20 protein-coding genes are annotated in these 23383 nt (G+C 72.5%); 8 read left to right on the forward strand and 12 right to left on the reverse strand.

The genetic code is table 11. From position 1 onward, the window contains the following. Positions 1-437 precede the first annotated feature (437 nt). Genes AB0B94_RS14100 through AB0B94_RS14110 form a run of 3 tightly spaced genes read right to left on the reverse strand, consistent with a single transcriptional unit; the run spans position 438 to position 4779 of the window. Positions 438-2309, reverse strand: coding sequence for a PucR family transcriptional regulator ligand-binding domain-containing protein (locus AB0B94_RS14100; RefSeq protein WP_357277177.1), 1872 nt, complete (start codon positions 2307-2309; stop codon positions 438-440). A gap of 56 nt (positions 2310-2365) precedes the next feature. After that, the gene (gene argG / locus AB0B94_RS14105) at positions 2366-3817 is read right to left on the reverse strand and encodes an argininosuccinate synthase (protein WP_238672652.1); all 1452 of its coding nucleotides are present in this window, start codon (positions 3815-3817) and stop codon (positions 2366-2368) included. Positions 3818-3864: 47 nt separating this feature from the next. Beyond that, entirely contained in the window at positions 3865-4779 is a 915-nt protein-coding gene (locus AB0B94_RS14110) for an RNA methyltransferase (protein ID WP_357277194.1), read from the reverse strand. A gap of 26 nt (positions 4780-4805) precedes the next feature. On the opposite strand from AB0B94_RS14110, the gene AB0B94_RS14115 reads away from it, so the two are divergent. Then, positions 4806-6653 (forward strand): thiamine pyrophosphate-requiring protein, encoded by a 1848-nt coding sequence (locus tag AB0B94_RS14115; RefSeq protein WP_357277199.1) that lies wholly within the window; start codon positions 4806-4808, stop codon positions 6651-6653. Between the two features lie 170 nt (positions 6654-6823). On the opposite strand, the gene AB0B94_RS14120 is transcribed toward AB0B94_RS14115, so the two are convergent. The 4 genes from AB0B94_RS14120 to AB0B94_RS14135 all read right to left on the reverse strand — a co-directional run bounded on the left by AB0B94_RS14120 (position 6824) and on the right by AB0B94_RS14135 (position 11757). Further along, positions 6824-9025, reverse strand: coding sequence for a transglycosylase domain-containing protein (locus AB0B94_RS14120; RefSeq protein ID WP_357277207.1), 2202 nt, complete (start codon positions 9023-9025; stop codon positions 6824-6826). Positions 9026-9270: 245 nt separating this feature from the next. Continuing rightward, on the reverse strand, positions 9271-10038 hold the full coding sequence (locus AB0B94_RS14125; RefSeq protein WP_357277214.1) for a hypothetical protein: 768 nt from the start codon (positions 10036-10038) through the stop codon (positions 9271-9273). Between the two features lie 133 nt (positions 10039-10171). Next, positions 10172-11278, reverse strand: coding sequence for an SPFH domain-containing protein (locus AB0B94_RS14130; protein WP_357277220.1), 1107 nt, complete (start codon positions 11276-11278; stop codon positions 10172-10174). Positions 11279-11283: 5 nt separating this feature from the next. Next, positions 11284-11757 carry an NfeD family protein gene (locus tag AB0B94_RS14135; protein WP_091403880.1) on the reverse strand — a complete coding sequence of 158 codons (474 nt, stop codon included), beginning with the start codon at positions 11755-11757 and terminating at the stop codon, positions 11284-11286. A 120-nt stretch (positions 11758-11877) separates the two neighbouring features. On the opposite strand from AB0B94_RS14135, the gene AB0B94_RS14140 reads away from it, so the two are divergent. After that, positions 11878-13179, forward strand: a complete 1302-nt coding sequence (locus AB0B94_RS14140) for a serine hydrolase domain-containing protein (RefSeq protein WP_357277228.1) — start codon at positions 11878-11880, stop codon at positions 13177-13179. Between the two features lie 33 nt (positions 13180-13212). On the opposite strand, the gene AB0B94_RS14145 is transcribed toward AB0B94_RS14140, so the two are convergent. Further along, positions 13213-14025, reverse strand: coding sequence for a DUF3097 domain-containing protein (locus tag AB0B94_RS14145; protein WP_357277233.1), 813 nt, complete (start codon positions 14023-14025; stop codon positions 13213-13215). A 306-nt stretch (positions 14026-14331) separates the two neighbouring features. Here AB0B94_RS14145 and AB0B94_RS14150 point away from each other — a divergent pair, with 306 nt between their 5' ends. Then, positions 14332-15126 (forward strand): hypothetical protein, encoded by a 795-nt coding sequence (locus tag AB0B94_RS14150; protein WP_238672671.1) that lies wholly within the window; start codon positions 14332-14334, stop codon positions 15124-15126. 203 nt (positions 15127-15329) lie between these two features. Here the strand turns inward: AB0B94_RS14150 and AB0B94_RS14155 are convergent, their stop codons facing one another. The 4 genes from AB0B94_RS14155 to fabG form a co-directional block, all read right to left on the reverse strand. Next, the gene (locus AB0B94_RS14155) at positions 15330-16109 is read right to left on the reverse strand and encodes an HAD-IIA family hydrolase (protein WP_091403868.1); all 780 of its coding nucleotides are present in this window, start codon (positions 16107-16109) and stop codon (positions 15330-15332) included. A gap of 15 nt (positions 16110-16124) precedes the next feature. Then, a complete protein-coding gene (locus AB0B94_RS14160; RefSeq protein ID WP_357277240.1) occupies positions 16125-17153 on the reverse strand; it encodes a ferrochelatase in 1029 nt (342 codons plus the stop codon). 100 nt (positions 17154-17253) lie between these two features. Then, on the reverse strand, positions 17254-18021 hold the full coding sequence (gene fabI / locus AB0B94_RS14165) for an enoyl-ACP reductase FabI (protein WP_210786387.1): 768 nt from the start codon (positions 18019-18021) through the stop codon (positions 17254-17256). A 27-nt stretch (positions 18022-18048) separates the two neighbouring features. Further along, positions 18049-18753, reverse strand: a complete 705-nt coding sequence (gene fabG, locus AB0B94_RS14170) for a 3-oxoacyl-ACP reductase FabG (protein ID WP_357277250.1) — start codon at positions 18751-18753, stop codon at positions 18049-18051. 155 nt (positions 18754-18908) lie between these two features. Here fabG and AB0B94_RS14175 point away from each other — a divergent pair, with 155 nt between their 5' ends. From AB0B94_RS14175 to AB0B94_RS14195, 5 genes are all read left to right on the forward strand, one after another. Further along, the gene (locus AB0B94_RS14175) at positions 18909-20138 is read left to right on the forward strand and encodes a histidine kinase (protein ID WP_357277256.1); all 1230 of its coding nucleotides are present in this window, start codon (positions 18909-18911) and stop codon (positions 20136-20138) included. Beyond that, entirely contained in the window at positions 20135-20797 is a 663-nt protein-coding gene (locus AB0B94_RS14180; protein WP_091403852.1) for a response regulator transcription factor, read from the forward strand. The genes AB0B94_RS14175 and AB0B94_RS14180 overlap by 4 nt, the downstream gene beginning before the upstream one ends. Before the next feature lie 100 nt (positions 20798-20897). Then, a complete protein-coding gene (locus AB0B94_RS14185) occupies positions 20898-21803 on the forward strand; it encodes an alpha/beta hydrolase (RefSeq protein ID WP_357277269.1) in 906 nt (301 codons plus the stop codon). Continuing rightward, positions 21800-23065, forward strand: coding sequence for an acyltransferase (locus AB0B94_RS14190; protein ID WP_357277274.1), 1266 nt, complete (start codon positions 21800-21802; stop codon positions 23063-23065). Before AB0B94_RS14185 ends, AB0B94_RS14190 begins: the two co-directional genes overlap by 4 nt. Before the next feature lie 68 nt (positions 23066-23133). Then, the gene (locus tag AB0B94_RS14195) at positions 23134-23343 is read left to right on the forward strand and encodes a hypothetical protein (RefSeq protein WP_357277279.1); all 210 of its coding nucleotides are present in this window, start codon (positions 23134-23136) and stop codon (positions 23341-23343) included. Positions 23344-23383: the final 40 nt, after the last annotated feature.

A 23383-nucleotide genomic window follows, 5' to 3' on the forward strand; every position in this document is an offset into this window, starting at 1 on the left:
CGCACCGCACCGCACCGCACCGCACCGCACCGCACCGCACCGCACCGCACCGCACCGCACCGCACCGCACCGCACCGCACCGCACCGCACCGCACCGCACCAGGGAGTGTGCCCCTGCTCCTTTGGAGCTGATGTCGTAAACGAATCAGGGCACGATTGACCCGCGCCGCGCCGCGCCGCGCCGGGCCGCGCCGCGCCGCGCCCAGCCGCGCCGAGCCGAGCCGAGCCGAGCGATTCGTTTACGACATCAACTCGATAGCGTCCCGGCCTCCTATGCCCACCCCTACGCCAGGCCGACCCCGCACGCGTCGATCATGGCGTTGTGGTGGGCGCAATAGACGTTTTCGCGACGTTTGCCCCCCACCACAACTCCTTGATCGACGCGGGCGGGGGTGGGGCGGGGCGGGGGTGGGGCAGGGTGGAGTCCGGCCCTGGGGTTAGGGGGTGCGGACTGCTTCCAGGGCCAGTAGGGCCACGTGTAGGGAGAGGCTGGCCTCTACCGAGTCCAGGTCCACGTCGAGGATGCGGGCGATGCGGGCCAGGCGTTCGTAGAAGGCCGGCCGGGACAGGTGGGCGGCGGCGGCGCCGGCGGACTTGTTGCGCCCCTGCTCCAGGTAGGCGCGCAGGGTGTCGAGCAGCCGTTCCCGGGGGTGCCGGGCGTCGTACTCCAGGAGCGCGCCGAGTTCGCGCTCCACGAACGTCTGTAGGCGGGGCTCGTCGCGCAGCAGGTGCAGCAGCCCGGCCAGACCGACGTGCGGCAGCCGGAAGATCGGCAGGTCACGCCGGTCCCGCCGGGCCGCCTCGGCGATCTGCCGCGCCTCGACCAGCGACCGTCGGGCTTCCCGCAGTGTGCCCACTCCGGAGCCGGCGGCCACGATCACGCCACCCTGGCCAGCTCCCCGGAACGGGTCGACACCGGCCCCCGACCGAGCGGCCTCGACACCGAACGCCGCGCGGGTCGGATCCACGCCGAAGCCCGTGCGGGCCGGATCGACGCCGACTGCCGCACGGGAAGCGTCGGCTGCGGAGCGGGACACGTCGACGCCGGAGGCGGCCCGCGCCGGTTCGACACCGGGTGCCGGTCGGCCGGTGCCGGCGTCGAGGCGTACCTGACGAAGGGCGCTGGCGAACGCGGACAGCGCGCGGTCCTCGGCGGCCGGGTCCGGCAGGGCCAGCAGCGCGCCCACCGAGTTGTCGTCGACGGCGCTGGTCAGCGCGGTCAGTTTCGCCTCCCGCAGGGCCTGGCCGACCGCCTCGGAGAGATCGCGTAGCCGGGCCTGGCTGGCCTCGGGGCCGACCTCCCCGGCGGGGTCGTCGGCGCGGTGCCGGACCATCACGCCGACCAGGTGCCGCCGGTCGAGCACCACGCCGAGCGCCTTTGCCCGCAGCCCCACCTCGTCCACCGGGCGGGAGTGGTCGAGCAGCGCGGTGAGCAGAGTGCGGTGGATCTGCCGCTCCAGGCCCTCGGCGTCGCGGCGGATCAGCCGGCCGAGCGCGAGAGTGGACGCGGCCCGCTCGATCAGGATGGTGAGCCGGGTGGGCGAGCCCGCCGTCGGTTCGACGGCCTGGGCGCCGGGCACGTCGCCGCTGGCCGGCCAGCGCAGCAGCAGCCGACCCCAGTCCTGCCCCCGGGCGCCGACGGTGGTCACCAGCCAGCCGCTGTCCGGGTCGTACGCGGTCCGCCCGGCCGGGCGGATCCGCCGGGAGTGCTGCTCCCAGCCGTCCAGCAGCAGCTCGGCGCTCTCGCCCGCCGGGTCGTACCCGAGCACCTGCCGGGACAGGTTCTCCAGCACCACTGGGCAACCGGACAGCTCGGCGGTCTGTCGGATCACCTCGGCGGCGTCGGCGCCCTCCACCGACAGGTCGTTGAACCGCTGGTGGATCTCCTCGGTGGCGCGCAGTTCGGTGAGCTGCGCGTCGACGATCAGCGCGTGCACCGCCTCGGTGATCCGGACGAACGGGGTGGCCCGGCGCAGCTCCACCAGGGGCAACCCACGCCGCTCGGCGGCGGCGGCCATCACCCGGGGCACCCCGCTGCCGTACCGGCGGCCCAGCTCGACGACGAGCCCGGAGACTCCGACGTCGGCGAGGTCACCGATGAACGCGCGCAACCCGGCGTCGTCAGCGGGCAGACCGATGCCGGTGGTGAGCACCAGTTCGCCACCGCCGAGCAGGGTGGCGATGTCCGGCACCTCGGCGACGTGCACCCAGCGGACGGGTCGGTCCAGCCCTTCGTCGCCGGCGACCACGCGGGGCGCGCCGTGGCGGACCGGGTCCAGGGCGAGGACCTCACGGACGGTAGGGAACACGGCCGACACGCTACCGTCCGTGACGCCGGAACTCGACTTGCCACCGGCGCGAGGGGTCAGTCGACGCCGAACTCCATAGCGGCGCGGTCGAGCGCCTCGTCCTCAGCCGAGGCGACGCCCCGGGAGGCGATGGCTTCCGCGCCGCCCTCGGGCATCGCGCCGATCAACCCGGTCGAGGCGGCCTGCGCCGCGCCGATCATCCGCTGCGGGTTCCCGCCGCCGACCAGGCCGAGGGAGGCGTACTGCTCCAGCTTCGACCGCGAGTCGGCGATGTCCAGGTTGCGCATGGTGAGCTGGCCGATCCGGTCCGACGGGCCGAACGCCGAGTCCTCGGTACGCTCCATCGACAGCTTGTCCGGGTGGTAGCTGAACGACGGGCCGGTGGTGTCCAGGATCGAGTAGTCCTCGCCCCGGCGCAGCCGCAGCGTCACCTCGCCGGTGACCGCCGTGCCGACCCACCGCTGCAACGACTCGCGCAGCATCAGCGCCTGCGGGTCCAGCCAGCGGCCCTCGTACATCAGCCGACCGAGGCGGCGACCCTCGTTGTGGTAGTTCGCCAGGGTGTCCTCGTTGTGGATGGCGTTGACCAGCCGCTCGTACGCGTAGTGCAGCAGCGCCATACCGGGCGCCTCGTAGATCCCCCGGCTCTTGGCCTCGATGATCCGGTTCTCGATCTGGTCGGACATGCCCAGGCCGTGCCGGCCGCCGATGGCGTTGGCCTCCAGCACCAGGTCGACGGCGCTGCCGAACTCCTTGCCGTTGATGGTGACCGGGCGACCCTGGTCGAAGCCGATGGTGACGTCCTCGGTCGGGATCTCCACCGACGGGTCCCAGAACCGGACGCCCATGATCGGGTTGACAGTCTCGATGCCGGTGTCGAGGTGCTCCAGGGTCTTCGCCTCGTGCGTGGCGCCCCAGATGTTGGCGTCGGTCGAGTACGCCTTCTCGGTGCTGTCCCGGTAGGGCAGGCCGCGCTCCAGCAGCCACTCGGACATCTCCTTACGCCCACCCAGCTCGGTGACGAAGGCGGTGTCGAGCCACGGCTTGTAGATGCGCAGCATCGGGTTGGCCAGCAGGCCGTAGCGGTAGAACCGCTCGATGTCGTTGCCCTTGAAGGTCGAGCCGTCGCCCCAGATCTGGACGTCGTCGGCGACCATCGCGCGTACCAGCAGGGTGCCGGTCACGGCGCGGCCCAGCGGGGTGGTGTTGAAGTAGGCCCGTCCGCCGGTGCGGATGTGGAAGGCCCCGCAGGTCAGCGCGGCCAGGCCCTCCTCGACCAGGGCGGCGCGGCAGTCGACCAGGCGGCCAAGCTCGGCGCCGTAGCTGAGCGCACGACCGGGCACCGAGGCGATGTCGGGCTCGTCGTACTGGCCGATGTCGGCGGTGTAGGCGCAGGGAATGGCGCCCTTGTCGCGCATCCACGCGACAGCGACCGAGGTGTCGAGGCCGCCGGAGAAGGCGATGCCGACACGTTCGCCGGTGGGCAGGGAGGTGAGAACCTTGGACACGGGGAAAATTATGCAATAGAACGCATGGCCATGCAAGCTGATGCGGTCTACTCGCCGCCAAACGGCGGGTCGTCGCGTCCCAGCTCCCAGAACGCCACCGCCGCCGCGGCGGCCACGTTCAACGAATCGACGCCGCGCCGCATCGGCAGCACCACCCGCACGTCGCTGGCGGCCTGGGCCGCCGCGGTGAGGCCGGGGCCCTCCGCGCCGAGCAGCAACGCCGCCCGCTCCCGCTGCGCCGGGGTCAACCGCTGGATCGGTACGGCGTCCGGCGCGGGCGTCATGGCGAGCACCGTGAAGCCGGCCTCCCGTACCTGGTCCAGGCCCTCGGGCCAGCTGTCGAGCTTCGCGTACGGCATCGCGAAGACCTCGCCCATGCTGACCCGGACACTGCGCCGGTAGAGCGGGTCGGCGCAGGTCGGCGAGAGCAGCACCGCGTCGACACCGAGCGCGGCGGCCCCCCGGAAGATCGCGCCCAGGTTGGTGTGGTTGTTCACGTCCTCCAGGACGACGACCCGGCGCGCGGTGGCGAGCACCTCGGCCGCCGTCGGCAGCGGCCGGCGGTGGAACGACGCCAGCACCCCCCGGTGTACGTGGAAGCCGGTGGCCCGTTGCAGCACGTCCTGGGTCGCGGCGTACACCGGAGCGTCGCCGGTGTCCAGGTCGGCGAGCTGGTCGACCCGCTTGGCGTCGACCAGGTACGACCGGGCCGGATAGCCCGCGCGCAACGCCCGGCGCAGCACCAGCTCCCCCTCGGCGATGAACAGGCCGTGCGGCGGTTCCCAGCGGGTGCGCAGCTCGACGTCGGTGAGCGCCCGGTAGTCGGCGATCCGGTCGTCGTCAGGGTCGGTGATCTGGTGTACGGGCACCGGACGATTCTGCCGGACGCCGGGCAGCGCGCTCCGACGCCCGCTCGACGATGTGTTTTGTCCGAATAAGAAGGGGAATGACCGGCGTAGCATCGGACGCGACGGGAAGGACCAACCAGGTGAGCGCAGACGACACCACGCCGGACGAAGCGGGCGCTCTGCCCCGGCGTCCGACCGTCGCCGACCACATCGTGTCGCGGCTGTTCAGCTGGGGTGTGCACCGCTACTTCGGCTACCCCGGCGACGGCATCAACGGCATGACCTCCGCCCTGCAACGCACCAACGGGCGGGCCCAGTTCATCCAGGTCCGCCACGAGGAGACCGCCGGGTTCGCCGCCTCCGCGCACGTCAAGTACGGCGGCGGGCCGCTGGGCTGCGCCCTGGTCACCAGCGGGCCGGGCGCGATCCACCTGCTCAACGGCCTGTACGACGCGAAGCTCGACCACCAACCGGTGATCGCCCTGGTCGGGCACACAGCGACCACCGCCGAGGGGGGCGGCTACTACCAGGAGGTGGACCTGCTCGCCCTCTACAAGGACGTGGCAGCGGCGTTCCTGGCCCAGCTCGACAATCCGGCGCAGGTCCGCCACCTGGTCGACAGGGCGTGCCGGACGGCGTTGGCCCGGCGTACCGTCACCGCCCTGGTCCTACCCCTGGACATCCAGGACGAGCCGGCCGTGCCGAACCCGCCGCACGCGCACGGCTACTACCAGACCAGCAACGCGCCGAGCAGCACACCGACAGTGCCACCGGAGGCCGACGTACGCCGGGCGGCCGAGGTCCTGCGCGGCGGGCAGCGGGTGGCCATGCTGGTCGGCCAGGGCGCCCTCGGCGCGCGCGACGAGGTCCGCGAGATCGCTGATCGGCTCGGGGCCGGCGTGGCCACCGCGCTGCTCGGCTTCACCGCCGTCGACCACCGCGAACCGTGGGTGACCGGCGCGATCGGACTGCTCGGCACCCGACCGAGCTGGCAGTTGATGAGCGGCTGCGACAGGCTGCTGATCGTGGGCAGCAACATGCCGTACTCGGAGTTCTACCCGCCGCCCGGGCAGGCCCGCGCGGTGCAGATCGACGTGGACGGCACCCAGCTCGGGCTGCGCTACCCGACCGAGGTGAACCTGACCGGCGACGCCCGCCCCACCCTGCGGGCGCTGCTGAACGAGCTGGGCCCCGGCCCCGCGCCGACCGCCTGGCGGGCGGAGGTCACCGAGGCCACCTCGGCGTGGCGTCGGGTGCAACACGACCTGGCCGAGCAGACCGCCGACCCGGTCAACCCGCAGTTGCTGTTCCACACGCTGAACGAACGGCTGCCCGACGACGTGCTGCTCGCCGTCGACTGCGGCACCACCACCGCCTGGTACGCCCGACACATCCAGGTACGCCCCAGCATGCTGGCCAGCCTCTCCGGCACGCTGCTGTCCATGGGCGGCGCCATGCCGTACGCGCTGAGCGCCAAGTTCGCCCACCCGGACCGGCCGCTGGTCGCGTTGATCGGCGACGGCGCCATGCAGATGAACGGCGTCAACGAGCTGATCACCGTGGCGAAGTACTGGCGCGGCTGGGCCGACCCACGCTTCGTGGTGCTGGTGCTCAACAACCGGGATCTGGCGTTCGTCAGCTGGGAACAGCGCTCCACCGAGGGGACACCGATGTTCCCGGACAGCCAGCAGTTGCCGGACATCGCCTACCACCAGTGGGCGGAGGTGCTCGGGCTGCACGGCGAGTTGATCGACTCACCGGATCAGGTACGCGACGTCTGGGACCGGGCGCTCACGGCCGACCGACCGGTGGTGATCAACGCCCTGGTCGACCCGGCGGAGCTGATGCTGCCACCGCACTTCACAGTCGAGCAGGCCCGTAAGACCGCCGCCGCGGTGCTACGCGGCGACACCGACTGGGCCGGAATCATCCGCCGCGGCATCCCCGCCACAGTGGCCAGCTACCGCCCCCGCCGCCGCCAACCCTGAAACCACGCCCCATCCCGCGCCCGCCCCGCCCCGCCCCGCTCCGCCCCGCTCCGCCCCCGCGATCTTGCACTTCCTGCACCGACAAGAGCCGCAAGAGGGTCCAATTCGGCGACCGAAAGTGCAAGATCGCGGGGGCGGGAGGGGTGAGGTCGGGGTGGGAGGGGCGGGGGTCAGCCTCGGCGATTCAGCCAGCGTTCCAGCGGGGAAAGGCGATCGTCGTCCCGGGCTCGCGGGCCTTGCGGGGCAGCGGGTGCCCGCTCCACCGGGCGGTGCGGGTCGCCGGCCAGCTCGTGGCTCGGTGCGGCGAACGCCTTCTCCGGTTGGCCCTTCACTGCGGTGGCGATGACCCGGGCGACCGCGTCGATCACCTTTGTCTGCACCGCCGAGCCCACCGAGTCGGCCGGGTCGTCCGGGTTGGCGGCGATACCGGCCACCGCGACCTGCGGGGTGAAGCCGACGAACGTCTCGGTGGAGTTCTGCTCCGAGCTACCCGTCTTACCAGCCACCGGTCGGCCGTCGAGGATGTCGTTCACACCGGTGGCGGTGCCACCGTTGCACTGCCCGAACGCCGACTGCTGACCCACCGGGCAGCGCGCCGCGTCGGTCGCGGCACGGGCGACGTCGGCGTCGAGCACCCGCTTGCAGGAGGGCTGCCCCACCGGCACCTTCGTGCCGTCCGGGCCGGTCACCGAGACCACCGGGACCGGCGTGCAGTAGGTGCCGTCGGCGGCCACCGTGGCGTACGCGTTGGCCAGGTCCAGCGGGGTGGTGGCCGCCACGCCCAGGGTGAACGAACCCCAGTTAGCGGCGTTGTTCTTGGCGAAGGCGGCGTCCGAGTCGGCGCGGAACGTGATGCCGAGCCGTTGCGCCATCTTGACCACCTTGTCCTGGCCGACCTGTTCGGCCAGCCAGACGAAGTAGGTGTTCACCGAGCGGCCGAAGCCGTCCCACATCATCCGGTACCCGTCCATCCAGTCCGGGTTGGCGTTCGCCGGGCACCAGTGGCCGTCACAGCTGCCCGGCCCCTCGGCGGCGTACCGGGTGGGCAGTTTGGCGGGCGCGTCGAAACCGGTGGAGAGGGTACGGCCCGACTCCAGCGCGGCGAGCATGGTGAACAGCTTGAACGTGGAACCCGCCTGGTACCCGTCGACGCTGGCTCCGCCGGAGATCAGCGGGTTGACGGTGTTCGGGTAGTTCGCCTGCCCGGCCGGGTTGTCGGCGAGGCTGTAGTGCCTGTTGACTGCCATCGCCAACACCCGCCCGGTGCCCGGCTGGACCGCCGCGATCGGCAGGGCGCGCTTGTTGTCGTAGGAGTAGACCTTGGTGGCCTGCTGCTGCCCGGTGGCCTGGATCTTCGGGTCCAGCGAAGTGACCACCGTGTAGCCGCCCGACCGCAGTGCCTGCTCGCGCTCCGCGACGGTGGCACCGAAGGCCGGCTGGGTCAGCCACCACTGGCGCAGGTAGTCACAGAAGAAACCCCAGTCGTCGTGGCCCTGGGAGACGGCGGTGCAGCCGTTGGGCTGGGCGGTGGGGTGCAGGGCCAGCGGCTCCGCCTTGGCCTGGGCGGCCTGCGCGGCGGTGATCGCGTTGGTGGCGACCATCGAGTCCAGCACGTACGACCGGCGGGCCAGCGCCTCGTCCTTGTCGCCGCTGATCGGGCTGTACGCGTCCGGGGACTGCACCAGACCGGCCAGCAGGGCCGACTCGGCGAGGGTCAGCTGCGCCGGAGGCTTGCCGAAGTACCGCTGGCTGGCCGCCGCGATGCCGTACGCCCCGGAGCCGAAGTAGGCGATGTTCAGGTACCTGTCGAGGATCTCGTCCTTGCCGAGGCTCTTGTCCAGCGCACTCGCGTACCGGATCTCCTGGATCTTGCGGCCCACGGTCGGATCGGTGGCGGCGGCGCGTTCCTCGGCGGTGCGGGTGGGATCGGTCTTGAGCACGTTACGGACGTACTGCATGGTCAGCGTCGAGCCGCCCTGCTCGGTGCCGCCACCCTTGACGTTGGCCACCAACGCCCGGGCCAGGCCGCGCAGGTCCGCGCCACCGTGGTCGTAGAAGCGCCGGTCCTCGGCCGCCACTATCGCCTGCCGCATGACCGGGGCGATCTCCGACAGGGGGACGTCGGTGCGGTTCACGTCGTAGAACGTGGTGATCAGCGTCTTGCCGTCGTTGGCGTAGAGGTACGAACGCTGCGGCGTGGCCGGGGTCTTCAGCGAGGCCGGCAACGCGGCGTACGACCCGAGCGCGGAGCGGGCGGTGAGCCCGAGCAGCAGGTTGCCCGGCAGCGCGGCGACTGCCAGGACGAGCCCGGCCAACACGCCGGCGAGCAGCACTGTGAACAGCCGCGACAGCGGCGAGCGGGGGGCGGCCATGCAACCCAGGATTGCCATGAAAGCCGCCAACCGACCACCCCCACCCCGCGATTGTCAGCAACTTCACGCCCACCCACCAGCCAACTCCCACCCCACCCCTCCGACCCGGCCGGGCGCGGACCCGGCGATTGACCCGCGTTGATCATGAAGTTATTGCCACGACACGCCGCAGCCGAGCGCAATAACTTCATGATCAACGGGCGCGAGGGGGGTGGGGTGGGTGGGGTGTGGGGGGTGGGGGTGGGTTAGGGGTTTGGGGTACTCAGGCTGGCGGTGGCGGCGTCTCTGGCGGTTTCGCGGGGCATCAGGCGGCCGGAGCGGTAGCCGATGCCGATGCCGGCGATCAGCACGAAGATCGCGCCGAAGGTCTGCAACGAGCCGATCAGAGCACCGCCGAGGCCGAGCAGCGGCGCAGCGATGATCAACATGACGCCGTCGCCGAGGCTGAAGGTGCCCGAGCGGGCCACCGCCCACCCGGTGAGGAACCAGCCCGCGCTGTAGAACGTCGCGCCGAGCAGGACCAGCGACCGCGCGGTGGTGCCGAAGACCGGCGTCTGCTCCTCGAACCCGGCGAACGGCAGCATCAGCACGGTGCCGGCGATGCTGACCAGCAGCCCGGCGGCGGCCACCCGGCGGCTGCGGGTCGCGGCCAGCAGCCCGGTGAGGGCCAGCAGCGCGAGCAGGCCGAGCCAGACCGCGGCCACCCAGCCGATCAGGTACACCGCCCGGCCGTTGGCCGGATAGGGGTCGTTGCCCACGCCTCCGTCGCTGGCCATCGCCACCGCGCCGTAGAGGATGGCGTACGCGGGCAGCAGCCAGACCGCCGCCCGCGCGAACCGGCGCACCGACCACGCCCAACTGGCGTTCGTGGCGGGAGCGCCCGGGGTCGGCTCACCGACGAAGGGCAGTACACCGAACCCGCCACCGCTGCGCCGCGAGCCCAGTGGGGCGACCGGGTCATGTGCGCCGGGCACCGGGGCCGAGGACCACATCCGATTCGCCGGATCCTTCATGCGTCACCTCGCTCGTCGTCGAGCGGTGCACCGACGCGCCGGGGCGCCCCGATTGCCTGGTCACCACCCGTCCTAGGACCGATCGTGGCAGGCGTCGGAGCGCCCCATGAGTCTTTCTCGTATTAACCCGTGATCAGCCGCGCTCAGGCTGGTCGGCCGGGTCCTCGACGAGGCTGGTCGGCGACACCGGCTCCGGTGCGGGCAGCCCCTGCCGCCCCTTGCCGCCGGTGGCCTGCGCCTCGGCGACGCGTACCTCGTCGTGGATCTGCTGGGCCGCGTCCGCCGCGGCCTGCGCCGCCTCCGCGGCCTCGCGCTCGACCTGGCTCGCCTGGTCCGCGGCCTCCGGTGCGGGCAGGTCCCCGACCATCTGGCTCAGCCCACCGAGCGCGCCACCCATCCCCTCCAGGGCCTTGGTCAGCTCGGCCGGGACGATCCAGACCTTGTTGGCGCTGCCCTGGGCGATCTGCGGCAGAGCCTGCAAGTACTGGTACGCGAGCACCTTCTGACTCGGGTTGGCCTGGTGGATCGCGTCGAAGACCGTACGGATCGCCTTCGCCTGACCCTCGGCCTGCAGGATCCGGGCCTGGCGGTCACCGTCGGCGCGCAGCACCGCCGACTGCTTGTCACCCTCGGCGGTGAGGATCACCGACTGCTTGTGACCCTCGGCGGTCAGGATCGCCGCGCGGCGGTCCCGCTCGGCGCGCATCTGCTTCTCCATCGAGTCGCGGATGCTGGCCGGCGGCTCGATCGCCTTGATCTCGACCCGGGTCACCTTGATGCCCCAGCGGCCGGTGGTCTCGTCCAGCACACCCGAGAGGTGCCGGTTGATCTCGTCCCGGCTGGTCAGCGCCCGCTCCAGATCGAGCGAACCGATCACGTTACGCAACGTGGTGACGGTCAGCTGCTCGATGGCCTGGAGGAAGCTGGAGATCTCGTAGGTCGCCCGGACCGAGTCGACCACCTTGAAGTAGAGGACAGTGTCGATCGAGACCACCAGGTTGTCCGAGGTGATCACCGGCTGCGGCGGGAAGCTGACCACCTGCTCCCGCATGTCGACCTTGGTACGGACCGCGTCGATGAACGGCACCAGCAGGTTGAGGCCGGGGCTGAGGGTGCGCTTGTACTTGCCGAGCCGTTCCACCACGTCCTGGCGCTGCTGCGGCACGATCCGTACCGCCTTGGCCAGCGTTATCACGGCGATCAACGCCACCGCGATCACCACCACCCCGATTAAGGTCATCCCGTTCACCCTCTCGATTCCGGCAGCTCGCCGGCGGAAGAAACATCGTCCTGCCACACCAGGGCTGTCGCGCCCCGGACCTTTATCACCCGAACCCGTTGACCGGGGTCGTAGACCTGTGTCGTGTCGTACGACCGGGCGCTCCACAACTCACCGTCGATCTTGACGAGACCCTGCTCGGCGTCCACCCGTTCCAGCACCAGCGCCGTGGAGCCCTCGATCGCCTCCACGCCGAACGGTTGCTCGCCACTCTCCAGCGCGGAGCGGCTGTGCCGCCGGATAACCGGTCGGACCACCACCAGGCTCAGCGCCGACACCACGGCGAAGACCAGCGCCTGCACGGCGACCGGCGCGCCCAGGGCGGCAGCACCGGCGGCGGCGAACGCACCGGCCCCGAACATGATCAGAAATAGCGTCGTCGTGAAAATCTCGGCGACGGCCAGCAGCACACCCAAAACGATCCACACCACGGCGTCCACCCCCCGATCGTGACACGCAAATGCACGCGCGGCCTCCTCGCGAAGATCAGTAGGCTCTGCGAGACCCTTTCCGGCCCGTCAGAACACGACGAATCGGCGGCCCGACCCGAGGAGACTCCGTTGACCCTGCTACCCGAGACCGCCCGACAGATCGACACCCGGGTCGCCCAGGCACAGGCCGACGGTCACACCCCGTCACTGGTGCTGGGCGTGGTCCGCGACGGCACGCTGGCGCATGTGGCGGTCGCCGGCGAACACCCCCGCCCGGATGTCGACCTGCAGTACCGGGTGGGCTCGATCAGCAAGACGATGACCGCCACCCTGATCATGCAGTTGCGCGACGCCGGCCAACTGGCAGTGGACGACCGGCTGGAGCAGCACCTGCCGGGCACCGGTGTGGGCACGCTCACAGTGCGCCAACTGCTCGGCCACGCCAGCGGCATCCAACGCGAACCCGAGGGCGACTGGTGGGAGCGGGCGGCGGGCGTCGATCTCAGCACACTGCTCGCCGGGGTCGACGCCGACAAGATCGCTTACCCGCCACACCGCGCGTACCACTACTCCAACCTGGCGTACGGGCTGCTCGGCGGGTTGCTCGAACGGCTCACCGGGAAACAGTGGGCCGACCTGCTCGACGAACGGATCCTCACCCCGCTGGGCCTGCGCCGCACCACCTACGCGGCCACCGAGCCGTACGCCCGTGGCTACGTCGTCCACCCCTGGCACGGCACCTTGCGCGAGGAACCCCGTACCGACACCGGCGCCATGGCCCCCGCCGGCCAACTCTGGTCGACGATCGAGGACCTGGGACGCTGGGCCGCGTTCCTGGCCGACCCCGACCCGGCGGTGCTGGCCGGCGAGACGCTGACCGAGATGTGTGCCCCCGTGGTGATCAGCGATCTCGACTCCTGGACCGGCGGGCACGGCCTGGGGCTGGAGCTCTACCGTGACGGCGAGCGTGTGTACGTCGGGCACGGCGGCTCGATGCCCGGGTACGTGGCCGCCCTCGTGGTGCACCGAGCCAGCCGCACCGCAGTGGTCGGCTTCGCCAACTCGTACGGCTTCCCGATCACCGGGCTCGGCCGCCAGCTACTCACCACGGTGCTGGACGCCGAACCGGCGTTCACGCAGCCGTGGCGACCGGCCACCGCCGCGCCGGGCGCCGAGTTGGCCGAGCTGACCGGCCGCTGGTGGTGGATGGGCACTTCGCTGGACCTGAGCTGGGACGCTGGTGACCTGCTGGCCCACGTACGCGGTGAGCGGGTGAGCCGGTTCATCGCCGAGGGGACGGACCGCTGGCGGGGACGTTCCGGCCCGGAGAACGGCGAGATCCTGTCGGTGCTGCGCGACGACAACGGACTGGCGCGGGCTGTCGACATCGCCACGTTCCTCTTCACCCGCAGCCCGGACGAGGTTCCCTGAACCGCCGCTGCGCGGATTCGGCGGACCAGGCGGTCAGGCCGGCTCGGTGACGAAGTCGATGAGGCGTTCCATGGCGTTGATCAGCGGGGTCTCCACGTCGGCGAAGCTGTTCACCCGGGACAGGATGTGCCGCCACATGTCGGTCGGCTCGGCCACCCCGAGGGCCGCGCAGACGCCCTCCTTCCACGGCCGCCCCGGCGGCACCACAGGCCAGGCCGCGATGCCCAACGCGGCCGGCTTGACCGCCTGCCACACGTCCACGTAGGGATGCCCGGTCACCAGCACGTGCGGCGAGTTCACCCGGGCGACGATCCGGCTCTCCTTGCTGCCCGGCACCAGGTGGTCGACGAGCACGCCGAGGCGTCGGGTCGGGCCGGGACCGAAGTCGCGTACCTCGGCGTCGAGGGCGTCGATGCCGTCCAACGGCTCGACCACCACGCCCTCGATCCGTAGGTCGTCGCCCCAGATCCGCTCGACCAGCGCGGCGTCGTGGATGCCCTCCACCCAGATTCGGCTGGCCTTCGCCACCTGGGCCCGGACGTTGTCCACGGCGACCGAGCCGGACGCGGTCCGCCGACGGGCCGCCGGCACCGCGGCGCGGGTCGGGCGGCGCAGCGTCACCGGACGACCGTCGAGCAGGAACGCCGCCGGCAGCAGCGGGAAGTTGCGCCGCCTACCGTGCCGGTCCTCCAACACCACAGCTCCGGCCTCGAAGCCCACCACCGCTCCGCAGAACCCGGAGTCGGCATCCTCGACCACGAGTTCCGGTTCGGCGTCCACCTCGGGGGTGACCTTGCGCCGTCGCCAGTCGCCCGCCAACACGTCCTCGCCGTATCGCCCCGCCATGTCGATCACGCTAAACCCAGCCCCCACTCACCTCGCCCCCGACACACCGCGCCACGCCCACAGCCGCCCCGCCACCCCATCCCCTCCGCCGATCATGCAGTTGTGGTGCCTCACAGAACACTCGCGATCGGGAGTTGTCCCCCACCACGACCCCATGATCGACCTGAGCCGCGGGTGGGCGGCGGGGTGATGGCGGGGGGTGGGCGCAGGTCAGGCAGGATGGGGCGAACAGGGCAGTTGGGGGCAGGCCGGGCGACCGGAGCGGCAGCCGAGACAGGGCCGGTCGTGACCACGTACCCTTTCGGCATGTCCACCCCCGCAACGGGCGCGGCCACGCTCGCGCCGCGCCGGTCCAGCCGGTTCGTTGCCTGGGTGCGCGCGTGGCGCGCCGGGTTGGTGCCCTACGACGAGGTCGCCGACGCCATCGCCGGCGACGAGGAACACCTCGTTGCGGACGCCCCGGGCACCTGGACCGACGTCCCGCTGGGCGCCGCGCTGCCCACCCTGGCCAAGCTCTCCCCGGACGAGATCCGCCTGGTGCTGCCCGCGCCGGGCGACCCCCGGGGTCTGCCCGGCCCCGGGGACTTCGCCGGTGCGGCGCTGGTCACGGGCGAGGCGGTCGTCGCCGGTGGGCTCGGGCTGATCCCCCAGGTGCGGCTGCACACCTCCGGCTCCGGAGACTGCTTCGAGACGGTGCTCTGGCGGGTCTACCCGCTGCCAGCCAACGCCCACGCCGCGTCACTCTCGTTGCCTGGCGCCGCCGAGGCGGAGGCCGAGTTGGCCGCCGCGCTGGCCGAGACGACCGCCGTGCTGACCCGCCTCGACGTCGCCCAGTGGCGGCCCGAGCTGGCCGGTGCGCTGGCTGCGCTCCGCCGCCCGGACGGCACCACCGACCTCCCACCGGGCTTCGACCCGCGGGCCCGCCGGCTCTTCGCCAGGGCCGCGGTGCTCGACCGGGTGCTGGCGTTGGCCGGGCACGCCGCCCCGGGTGGTGCGATCAACAACTACGAGGCGCAGCAACGGGACGCGGCACTTCGCCCCCTGACCGCTGCCTGCCGGCAGGCGCTGGTGGCCGCCTGCAACGCCCCCCTGCGCCCCTGATCAGCCCGTCCCACGAGCACCGCAACACCGCCGTCCGGACCGCGACGACCAACCGCGACGCGCGCCGGCACCGCCCCACCACACCCATGATCGTGCTCGATCCAGGATGTAGTGGCCTCCCACCGCAGGGTCACCACTAAATCCTGGTTCAAGCACGATCATCAGCGCTAGCGCACCGCGCGGGCGAGGAGGACCGGGGCAGGTCAGATCTCGTCGAGCAGGTCAGCGACCGAGTTGATGATCCGCGACGGGCGGTACGGGTAGCGCTCCGCCTCGGTGCGGCTGCTGATCCCGGTGAGCACCAGGATGGTCTCCAGCCCAGCCTCCAGGCCGCACAGGATGTCGGTGTCCATCCGGTCACCGATCATCGCGGTGCTCTCCGAGTGCGCGTTGATGGTGTTCAGCGCCGAGCGCATCATCATCGGGTTGGGTTTGCCCACGAAGTACGGCTCGACCCCGGTCGCCTTGGAGATCATGGCGGCGACCGAGCCGGCGGCGGGTAGCGCGCCTTCCACGGACGGGCCGGTCACGTCGGGGTTGGTGCAGATGAACCGGGCGCCGTCGTTGATCAGGCGGACGGCCTTGGTGATCGCCTCGAAGCTGTAGGTGCGGGTCTCGCCGAGCACCACGTAGTCGGGGGCGAAGTCGGTCAGCACGTAGCCGACGGCGTGCAGCGCCGTGGTCAGCCCGGCCTCACCGATGACGTACGCGGTGCCACCCGGCCGCTGGTCGGCGAGGAACTGGCCGGTGGCCAGGGCGGAGGACCAGATCGACTCCTCCGGCACGTCCAGCCCCATCCGGCTGAGCCGGGCCGTCAGGTCCCGTGGGGTGTAGATCGAGTTGTTGGTCAGCACCAGGAACGGCTTGCCGGAGGCGCGCATCCGGTTGATGAACTCCGGCGCGCCGGGCACCGGCTGGCCCTCGTGCACCAGCACGCCGTCCATGTCGGTCAGCCAACTCTGCACGGGCTTACGGTCATGCATGATGATCCTCAGAGGTCAGGGGCGACGGGTCGGCACGCAACAGACGGTGGGGCAGGTGTCCCACATGGGCAGCTCGCCCAGGCGGCGGCGTAGCTGCGCGCCGTCCGGGTCGGTCCGCTCGGTGACCAGCTCACGCACCATGGTCACGAAACGCGGGTCGGTGCCCGGCGTGCCGGCCCGGACGAAGTCCAGGCCGAGCTGCTTCGCCGTCTCCAGCGCCTCGGTGTCCAGGTCCCACACGACCTCCAGGTGATCGGAGACGAACCCGATCGGGCTGACCACCACCCCGGTGGTGCCGCCCTGCGCGAGGACGGCCAGGTGGTCGTTGATGTCCGGCTCCAGCCACGGCACCTGCGGTGGGCCGGAGCGGCTCTGCCAGACCAGGTCGTACCCCAGGTCGGGTGCGGCGGCAGCGGCGACGAGCCGGGCGGTCTCGTGCAGCTGGGCCTCGTACCGGCCGCCGTGCGGGCCGGCGTTGGCAGCCATCGAGTTGGGGATGGAGTGGGCGGTGAAGACCAGCCGGGTGGTGTCCCGCTTCGCCGGGTCGAGCTGGTCCAGCGCCGCCCGGACCGCGTCGACGTGCGGCTCGACGAAGCCGGGGTGGTCCCAGAACTGACGCAGCTTCTCGATCACCGGGGCGTCCGGGCCGACGGCGGCACGGGCGGCGGCGATGTCCTCCTGGTACTGCCGGCAGGACGAGTAGCCGCCGTAGGCGCTGGTGACGAAGGCCAACGCCCGGGTGACCCCGTCGTCGCGCATCTGGGTCACCGTGTCGGCGAGCATCGGGTCCCAGTTGCGGTTGCCCCAGTAGATGGGCAGGTCGAGACCGTGCGCGGCGAAGTCGGCGCGGACGGCGGACAGCAGGTCCCGGCACTGCTGGTTGATCGGGGACACCCCACCGAAGTGCTGGTAGTGCTCGGCGACCTCGACCAGTCGTTCGGGAGGCACACCCCGACCCCGGGTCACGTTCTGCAGAAACGGCATCACGTCCTCGGGCCGTTCGGGCCCACCGAAGGACACCAGCACCAGCGCGTCGTACGACATGGGGTCATTCTCGCCCCTCGGCCGGGACGTCCCGGCGACGCCCCCTGGTCCGGACGCGTAGATCACGCGGACGGTGACCAGGGAGCGTCACGGTGCGGCGTCAGGAACCGATGGCGTGGTAGCCGCCGTCGACGTGAACGATCTCGCCGGTGGTGGCCGGGAACCAGTCGGAGAGCAGCGCCAGGCAGGCCCGCGCGGCGGGCTCCTGGTCGGTGAGGCTCCAGCCCAGCGGGGCGCGCTCGGCCCAGGCTTCCTCGAACTGGTCGAAGCCGGGGATCGACTTCGCGGCGATGGTGCGCAGCGGCCCGGCGGCGACCAGGTTGCTGCGGATGCCCTGCTTGCCCAGGTGCAGCGCCAGGTAGCGGGACGCGGACTCCAGGCCGGCCTTGGCCACGCCCATCCAGTCGTAGACCGGCCACGCCTTCGTCGCGTCGAAGGTCAGGCCGACGACCGCGCCGCCGGGCGACATCAGCGGCAGCGCCGCCATCGCCAGGGACTTGTACGAGAAGGTGGACACGTGCAGGGCGGTCGCCACGTCCTCCCAGGGCGCGTCGAGGAATCCGCCGCCCAGGCAGCTCTGCGGGGCGAAGCCGATCGAGTGCACGACACCGTCGAGGCCGTCGACGTGTTCGCGTACCCGGTCGGCGAGGCCGGCCAGGTGTTCGGTGTTGGTGACGTCCACCTCGATGACCGGCGCCGGCTCGGGCAGCCGCTTGGCGATCCGCTCGACCAGGGAGAGCCGGCCGTAGCCGGTGAGCACGACCTGCGCGCCGTTCTCCTGAGCGAGCTTCGCCACCGAGAAGGCGATCGAGGCGTCGGTGATGACACCGGTGACGAGCAGTCGCTTACCGGCGAGCAGTCCGGACATCGCTGATTTCCTCCGTAGTCAAAAGGGTTAGTGGCCCATGCCGAGGCCGCCGTCGACCGGGATGACGGCGCCGGAGACGTACCCGGCGCTGTCGGAGGCCAGCCAGGTGACCACGGCGGCGACCTCGTCCGGGCTGGCCATCCGGCCGGCCGGGATGGACTTGAGGATCTCCGCCTTGCGGTCGCCGGAGAGGCCGGCGGTCATGTCGGTGTCGATGAAGCCGGGTGCCACCACGTTCGCGGTGATGTTGCGGCTGCCCAGCTCCCTGGTGATCGAGCGGGCGACGCCGACGAGGCCGGCCTTGCTGGCGGCGTAGTTGACCTGCCCGGCGCCGCCGGCGAGGCCGACCACCGAGGAGATGAAGATCATGCGGCCCCACTTGGCGCGGAGCATCTTGCCGGAGGCCCGCTTCGCGACCCGGAACGCGCCGGTGAGGTTGGTGTCCACCACGTCGGTGAATTGCTCCTCGGACATCCGCAGCAGCAGCGTGTCGGCGGTCATGCCGGCGTTGGCGACCAGCACCTCGACCGGGCCCAGCTCGGCCTCGATGGCGGCGAACGCGGCGTCGATCGAGGCGGCGTCGGTGACGTCGGCGCGGACGCCGAACAGCCCGTCGGGTGCGTCGCCGCTGCGGTGGGTGACCGCCACCCGGTCGCCCTGCTTGGCGAAGGCCTGCGCGATGGCCAGGCCGATTCCCCGGTTGCCCCCGGTCACCAGCACGGTACGGGCCACTGTTCCCCCTTGCGAATGGTCAGCACGGACGCGTCGGAGCCTAGGCGTTACCGGCAGGTAAGCGCTAACGGGAGTCGCGTCACACCGGGGTACGACACGGGGATCAACCCCTGGTGGCACGCCTCGTGGCGGGGTCGGCCCGTAGCCTCCGGGTGGTGAACCGGCATCCGATCGCGGTGGCCCTGCGGGCTCTGCGGCAGACAGTGCTCGGCCCGGACGCCCGGCCCGAACGGCCGTTGCTGGCCCGTTGGCCCGGGCCGGCCCGTTACGCCGCGCCGGTCGGTCTGCTCGCCGCGCTCGGCCTCTTCCTGATCACGTTGACCGTGGAGAGCGACTGGGGTCTGCCGCCGCCGATCGCGCTGCTGTTCGCGGCGATGACGGTGGCGCCGCTGCTGGCGCTGCCCCGGCGTCCGCTGCTGGCCTGGCGGCTGACGGTGCTGGCCCTGCTGATCTGCACCTTCAACGCCCCCGCCGACCAGGCCTGGCCGTGGACCCCGCCGCTGGCGCTCGGGTCGATCGCTGTGGTGGCGGTGGTCTTCGCACGGGTCGACCGGCCGGTGCTGGTCTGGGTGGTGGCGATCAGCACGGTGCCGGTGCTCACCCTGGTCCATCCCGACAACCGGGTCCCCGTCCTGCTGATGCTCGGCGCGCTGGCGATCGTGGGCGACCTGATCCGCCGCAACCGGCTGTCCCGGCACGCCCTGGCGGCGCAGGCCGAGCTGAGCGAACGGGAGCAGGAGCGCCGCGCGGTGCTGGAGGAACGCACCCGGATCGCCCGGGAGCTGCACGACGTGGTGGCCCACCACATGTCGTTGATCGCGGTGCAGGCGGAGACCGCCCCGTACCGGCTGACGGACGTACCGGCCCCGGCAGCCGCGGAGTTCGTCGCCATCGCCGCGTCGGCCCGTGACGCGCTGACCGACATGCGGCGGCTGTTGGGGGTGCTGCGCAGCGAGACGACCGGGCCGCAGACCGCCCCGCAGCCGGACCTCTCCGACCTGGGCGCGATGGTGGACGCGGCACGCCGGGCCGGGCTGCCGGTCACACTGGACGCCCAGCCGGTGGACGACGACCGGGTGCCCGCCCCGGTCGGGCTGGCCGCGTACCGCATCGTGCAGGAGGGCCTGGCCAACGCGGCCCGCCACGCGGCCGGCGCCGCGGTGCGGGTCACCGTCCGCGTCGGCCGGTCCGGTCTGGGGGTACGCGTCGAGAACTCCCCGGCCGACGTCCGACCGACAGCCGACGGCGGCTCCGGGCACGGGCTGACCGGCATGCGGGAGCGGGCCACCTCGCTGGGCGGTACGTTCACCGCCGGGCCGCTGCCCGACGGGGGTTACGCGGTGGCGGCCGAGTTGCCGTACGACGTGGAGGGCGGGGACCGATGATCCGGGTGCTGATCGCCGACGACCAGGCGATGGTCCGGCAGGGTTTCGGCGCGCTGCTCGCCGCCCAACCGGACCTGCTGGTCGTGGGGGACGCCGCCGACGGCGCGCAGGCGGTGGCCGCCGCCCGCCACCTCGACCCGGACGTGGTGCTGATGGACGTGCGGATGCCGGTCATGGACGGGCTGGAGGCCACCCGCAAGCTGCTCGGTGACCGGTCGACGCAGCGACCGCGGGTGCTCATCCTCACCACCTTCGACCTGGACGACTACGTGTACGAGGCGCTGCGCGCCGGGGCCAGCGGGTTCCTGCTCAAGGACGCTCCGGCGGCCGACCTGGTGCAGGCGGTGCGGGTGGTGGCGGCCGGCGACGCGCTGCTCGCCCCGGGGGTGACCCGCCGGTTGATCGCCGAGTTCGCGGCCCGCCCGGACCGCCGCCGCCCCCGCCCCACCGACCTGGCCGGGCTCACCCCCCGCGAGACCGAGGTGCTGCGGTTGATCGCCCGGGGCCGCAACAACGCGGAGATCGCGGGTGACCTGGTGGTGGCCGAGCAGACGGTGAAGACGCACGTCGGGCGGATCCTGGCCAAGCTGGGGCTGCGCGACCGGGCCCAGGCCGTGGTGCTGGCGTACGAGACGGGTCTGGTGGCCGCCGGCGAGTAGCCCTGTGGGGCCAGCCCGGGAACGGCTCCGCGGGACGACGACCGAGTCCCGCCCCTGGGCGCACTCTCCCCTTCGGACGACATTCCGGAGGGAGAACGTGATGCGACGACGAGGTGCCGGCGGGGTGGCGATGGCCGCGCTGCTCGGCGTGAACCTGGTTCTGCCGACCCGACCCGAGCCGGCCACTGCGGTGGGGTTCGTCGAGGCGTACCCGGTGACGGCGGCGGCGATGCGCGCGGCCGGCCCCCCGTACGCGGACTGGGCTGCCGACGGACGCCGGTTCCTGCTGTTCGACGAGCGCGGTGACGGTCGCGCGGTCGAGGTGTTCGGCGACCTCGCCGACGCGGACCGGATCGCGGTGCTGGTGCCGGGGGTCGGCAGCACCCTCGCCGACTTCGACACCGGGTTGGGCGGGGTGGCCCGGCGGGCGCCGGCGGTGCAGGCCGGGCAGCTCTACCGGGAGCTGCGGGCGAGCGAGCCGGCGGCGCGGGTAGCGGTGCTGGCCTGGCTCGGCTACGACCCGCCCGACGGGGTGTTGACCGCCGCCGGTGGTGTCAGCGCGCGGCGCGGCGCGGCCGGGTTGGCCGCACTGCTGCGGGAACTGGCCGGGCGGCGTCCGGGCGCGACGATCACGCTGGTCGGGCACAGCTACGGGGCGCTGGTGGTGGCGCTGGCGGCGGCGGACGCCCCGGCCCAGGTCACCGACGTGGTCAGCCTCGGCGGTGTCGGCGCTGGGGTGCAGCGCGCCGACGACCTGCCCGGTGGGCGGCGGTTCTGGGCGGCCGAGGCGCCGACCGACTGGATCCGCCGGGTACCGCCGGTGCGCCTGCCCGGCCTGGGTTTCGGCCGGCGGCCCGGCGATCCGGCGTTCGGTGCCCGGCCCCTGCCGGTGGGTGGGGTGGCGGGGCACGACGGCTACCTCGCGTCGGGCAGCGCCGCGCTGGGCGCGGTGGCGGCGGTAGTGCTGGGCGGCGTCGACGTCGACCGGATCGGGGACGCCCGGTGAGCCGGGACCGTGCCGTCGACGCGCTGCGGGCGTACGCCATCGGCGGGGTGGTGCTCGGGCACTGGCTGGTCACCGGCCTGGTGCTGGGCGGCGACGGCGGGCTGCACCAGGCCAGCCCGCTGACCGCCCTGCCCGACCTGGCCCCGGCGACCTGGGTGTTGCAGACGCTCGGGTTGTTCTTCTTCACCGCCGGGTTCGGCTCGACCCGGTCGCTTGCCCGCCACCCGGGCGGCGCGGGTGGTTGGCTGGCGGGGCGGCTGCGCCGGCTGCTGCTGCCCACTGTGGCGCTGCTCGGCGTGGGTGCCGCCGTGCTGCTCGCCGCCACCGTGGTCGGCACCTCGGACGACACGCTCGCCGTCGCGCTGCGGCTGGCGGTCAGCCCGCTGTGGTTCCTGCTACCGCTGGTGATCCTGGTCGCGGTGACCGGCCCGCTGCGCGTCGCCGTACGCCGGTGGGGGGTGGCGCGGTGCGGGGCGCCGGCGGTGGCCGTGGTGGCCGCTGTCGACCTGGCCGTCCGGCTGCTGCCGGCCGGCGCCGATCTGCCCCCGGTCACCGTGCTGGCGGCCTGGTCGGTGCCGTACCTGCTGGGTGTGGCGCACGCCGACGGGCGGCTGGACGGCCGGCGGGCGGGCGGCACGTTGGCCGCCGGTGGGGCGGTCGCGCTGGCGGCGCTGCTGGCGCTGGGCTACCCGGTGAGCGCTGTCGGCGTGCCCGGGGCCGGGGTGTCCAACCTGAACCCGCCGTCGCTGCTGGTCGTGGCGCTGGCGGTGACCCAGGTCGGGCTGGGGCTGTTGGCCCGGCCGGCGCTGCACCGGCTGCTGACCCGGCCGCTGCCGGGCCGGGCGGTGACCGAGGTGAACCGCTCCGCGGTCCGGATCTACCTGTGGCACCAGCCGGTGCTGGTGGCGGTGACCGCGCTCACCGCGCGCGGCGGGCTGGCGCTGCCCGGTCTGCACACCGCCCCGGACGGGCCGGGGTGGGTGCTGGCGCGCTGCTGCTGGCTGCCGTTGCTCGCCGTGGTGCTGGTCACCGTGGTGCGGGTGGGGCGGCCGAGGTCGCCCCACCAAGGCGTACGCGCTGGTGGCGGGCGGCGTCGCCAACCGGGCGGTGGAGGGGCCGCCGGCCGGTCGGCCGAGTGCGTTCCGCCGGTGCCGCAGGTGTACGATCATCGACGTTCCGGCCCGCCCGACTTGCAGGAGGTGATCGCTGTGCGAGATAGCGATCCTCCCAGTCGTGGCCGGGCCGATGGTCAGTCCCGCTGAGCCACGACTCAGTCTGGTGAGCTGACCCCGCTCCGCTCCCCACCACGTCGGCACCCGCCGAGGTGAGTGTGCCGCGCCGCCCGGTCCCGGGCGGTCGCCGGGAGCCGCCCGGTCACGACTTCGTGTGCGCGTCCCCACCCCCTGCGGTCCGCCCCCGCACGCGGACCGTCCAGCCGCCACCCGGAGCCGTCATGAGCCGCTACGTCGCCCCGCTGGGCTTCACCCTCGCCGCCGTCTGGGTGGCCATCGTCTTCGTGCTCGCCGGTGGCGGTCACTGACCACTCCGGATCGGCAGTGTCGCTGGCCGGCGCTGCCCCG

It is taken from the genome of Micromonospora sp. NPDC048986 (genome assembly GCF_040649335.1).
Classification (GTDB): Bacteria; Actinomycetota; Actinomycetes; order Mycobacteriales; family Micromonosporaceae; genus Micromonospora; species Micromonospora alfalfae.

Excerpts from the sequence above, each read along its gene's own strand:
- AB0B94_RS14110 (WP_357277194.1), bottom strand. The coding sequence starts at position 4,779 with ATGCTACGCCGGTCATTCCCCTTCTTATTCGGACAAAACACATCGTCG.
- AB0B94_RS14120 (WP_357277207.1), bottom strand. The coding sequence starts at position 9,025 with ATGGCCGCCCCCCGCTCGCCGCTGTCGCGGCTGTTCACAGTGCTGCTC.
- AB0B94_RS14125 (WP_357277214.1), bottom strand. The coding sequence starts at position 10,038 with ATGAAGGATCCGGCGAATCGGATGTGGTCCTCGGCCCCGGTGCCCGGC.
- AB0B94_RS14130 (WP_357277220.1), bottom strand. The coding sequence starts at position 11,278 with ATGACCTTAATCGGGGTGGTGGTGATCGCGGTGGCGTTGATCGCCGTG.
- AB0B94_RS14145 (WP_357277233.1), bottom strand. The coding sequence starts at position 14,025 with ATGGCGGGGCGATACGGCGAGGACGTGTTGGCGGGCGACTGGCGACGG.
- AB0B94_RS14150 (WP_238672671.1), top strand. The coding sequence starts at position 14,332 with ATGTCCACCCCCGCAACGGGCGCGGCCACGCTCGCGCCGCGCCGGTCC.
- AB0B94_RS14155 (WP_091403868.1), bottom strand. The coding sequence starts at position 16,109 with ATGCATGACCGTAAGCCCGTGCAGAGTTGGCTGACCGACATGGACGGC.
- AB0B94_RS14160 (WP_357277240.1), bottom strand. The coding sequence starts at position 17,153 with ATGTCGTACGACGCGCTGGTGCTGGTGTCCTTCGGTGGGCCCGAACGG.
- fabI (WP_210786387.1), bottom strand. The coding sequence starts at position 18,021 with ATGTCCGGACTGCTCGCCGGTAAGCGACTGCTCGTCACCGGTGTCATC.
- AB0B94_RS14180 (WP_091403852.1), top strand. The coding sequence starts at position 20,135 with ATGATCCGGGTGCTGATCGCCGACGACCAGGCGATGGTCCGGCAGGGT.
- AB0B94_RS14185 (WP_357277269.1), top strand. The coding sequence starts at position 20,898 with ATGCGACGACGAGGTGCCGGCGGGGTGGCGATGGCCGCGCTGCTCGGC.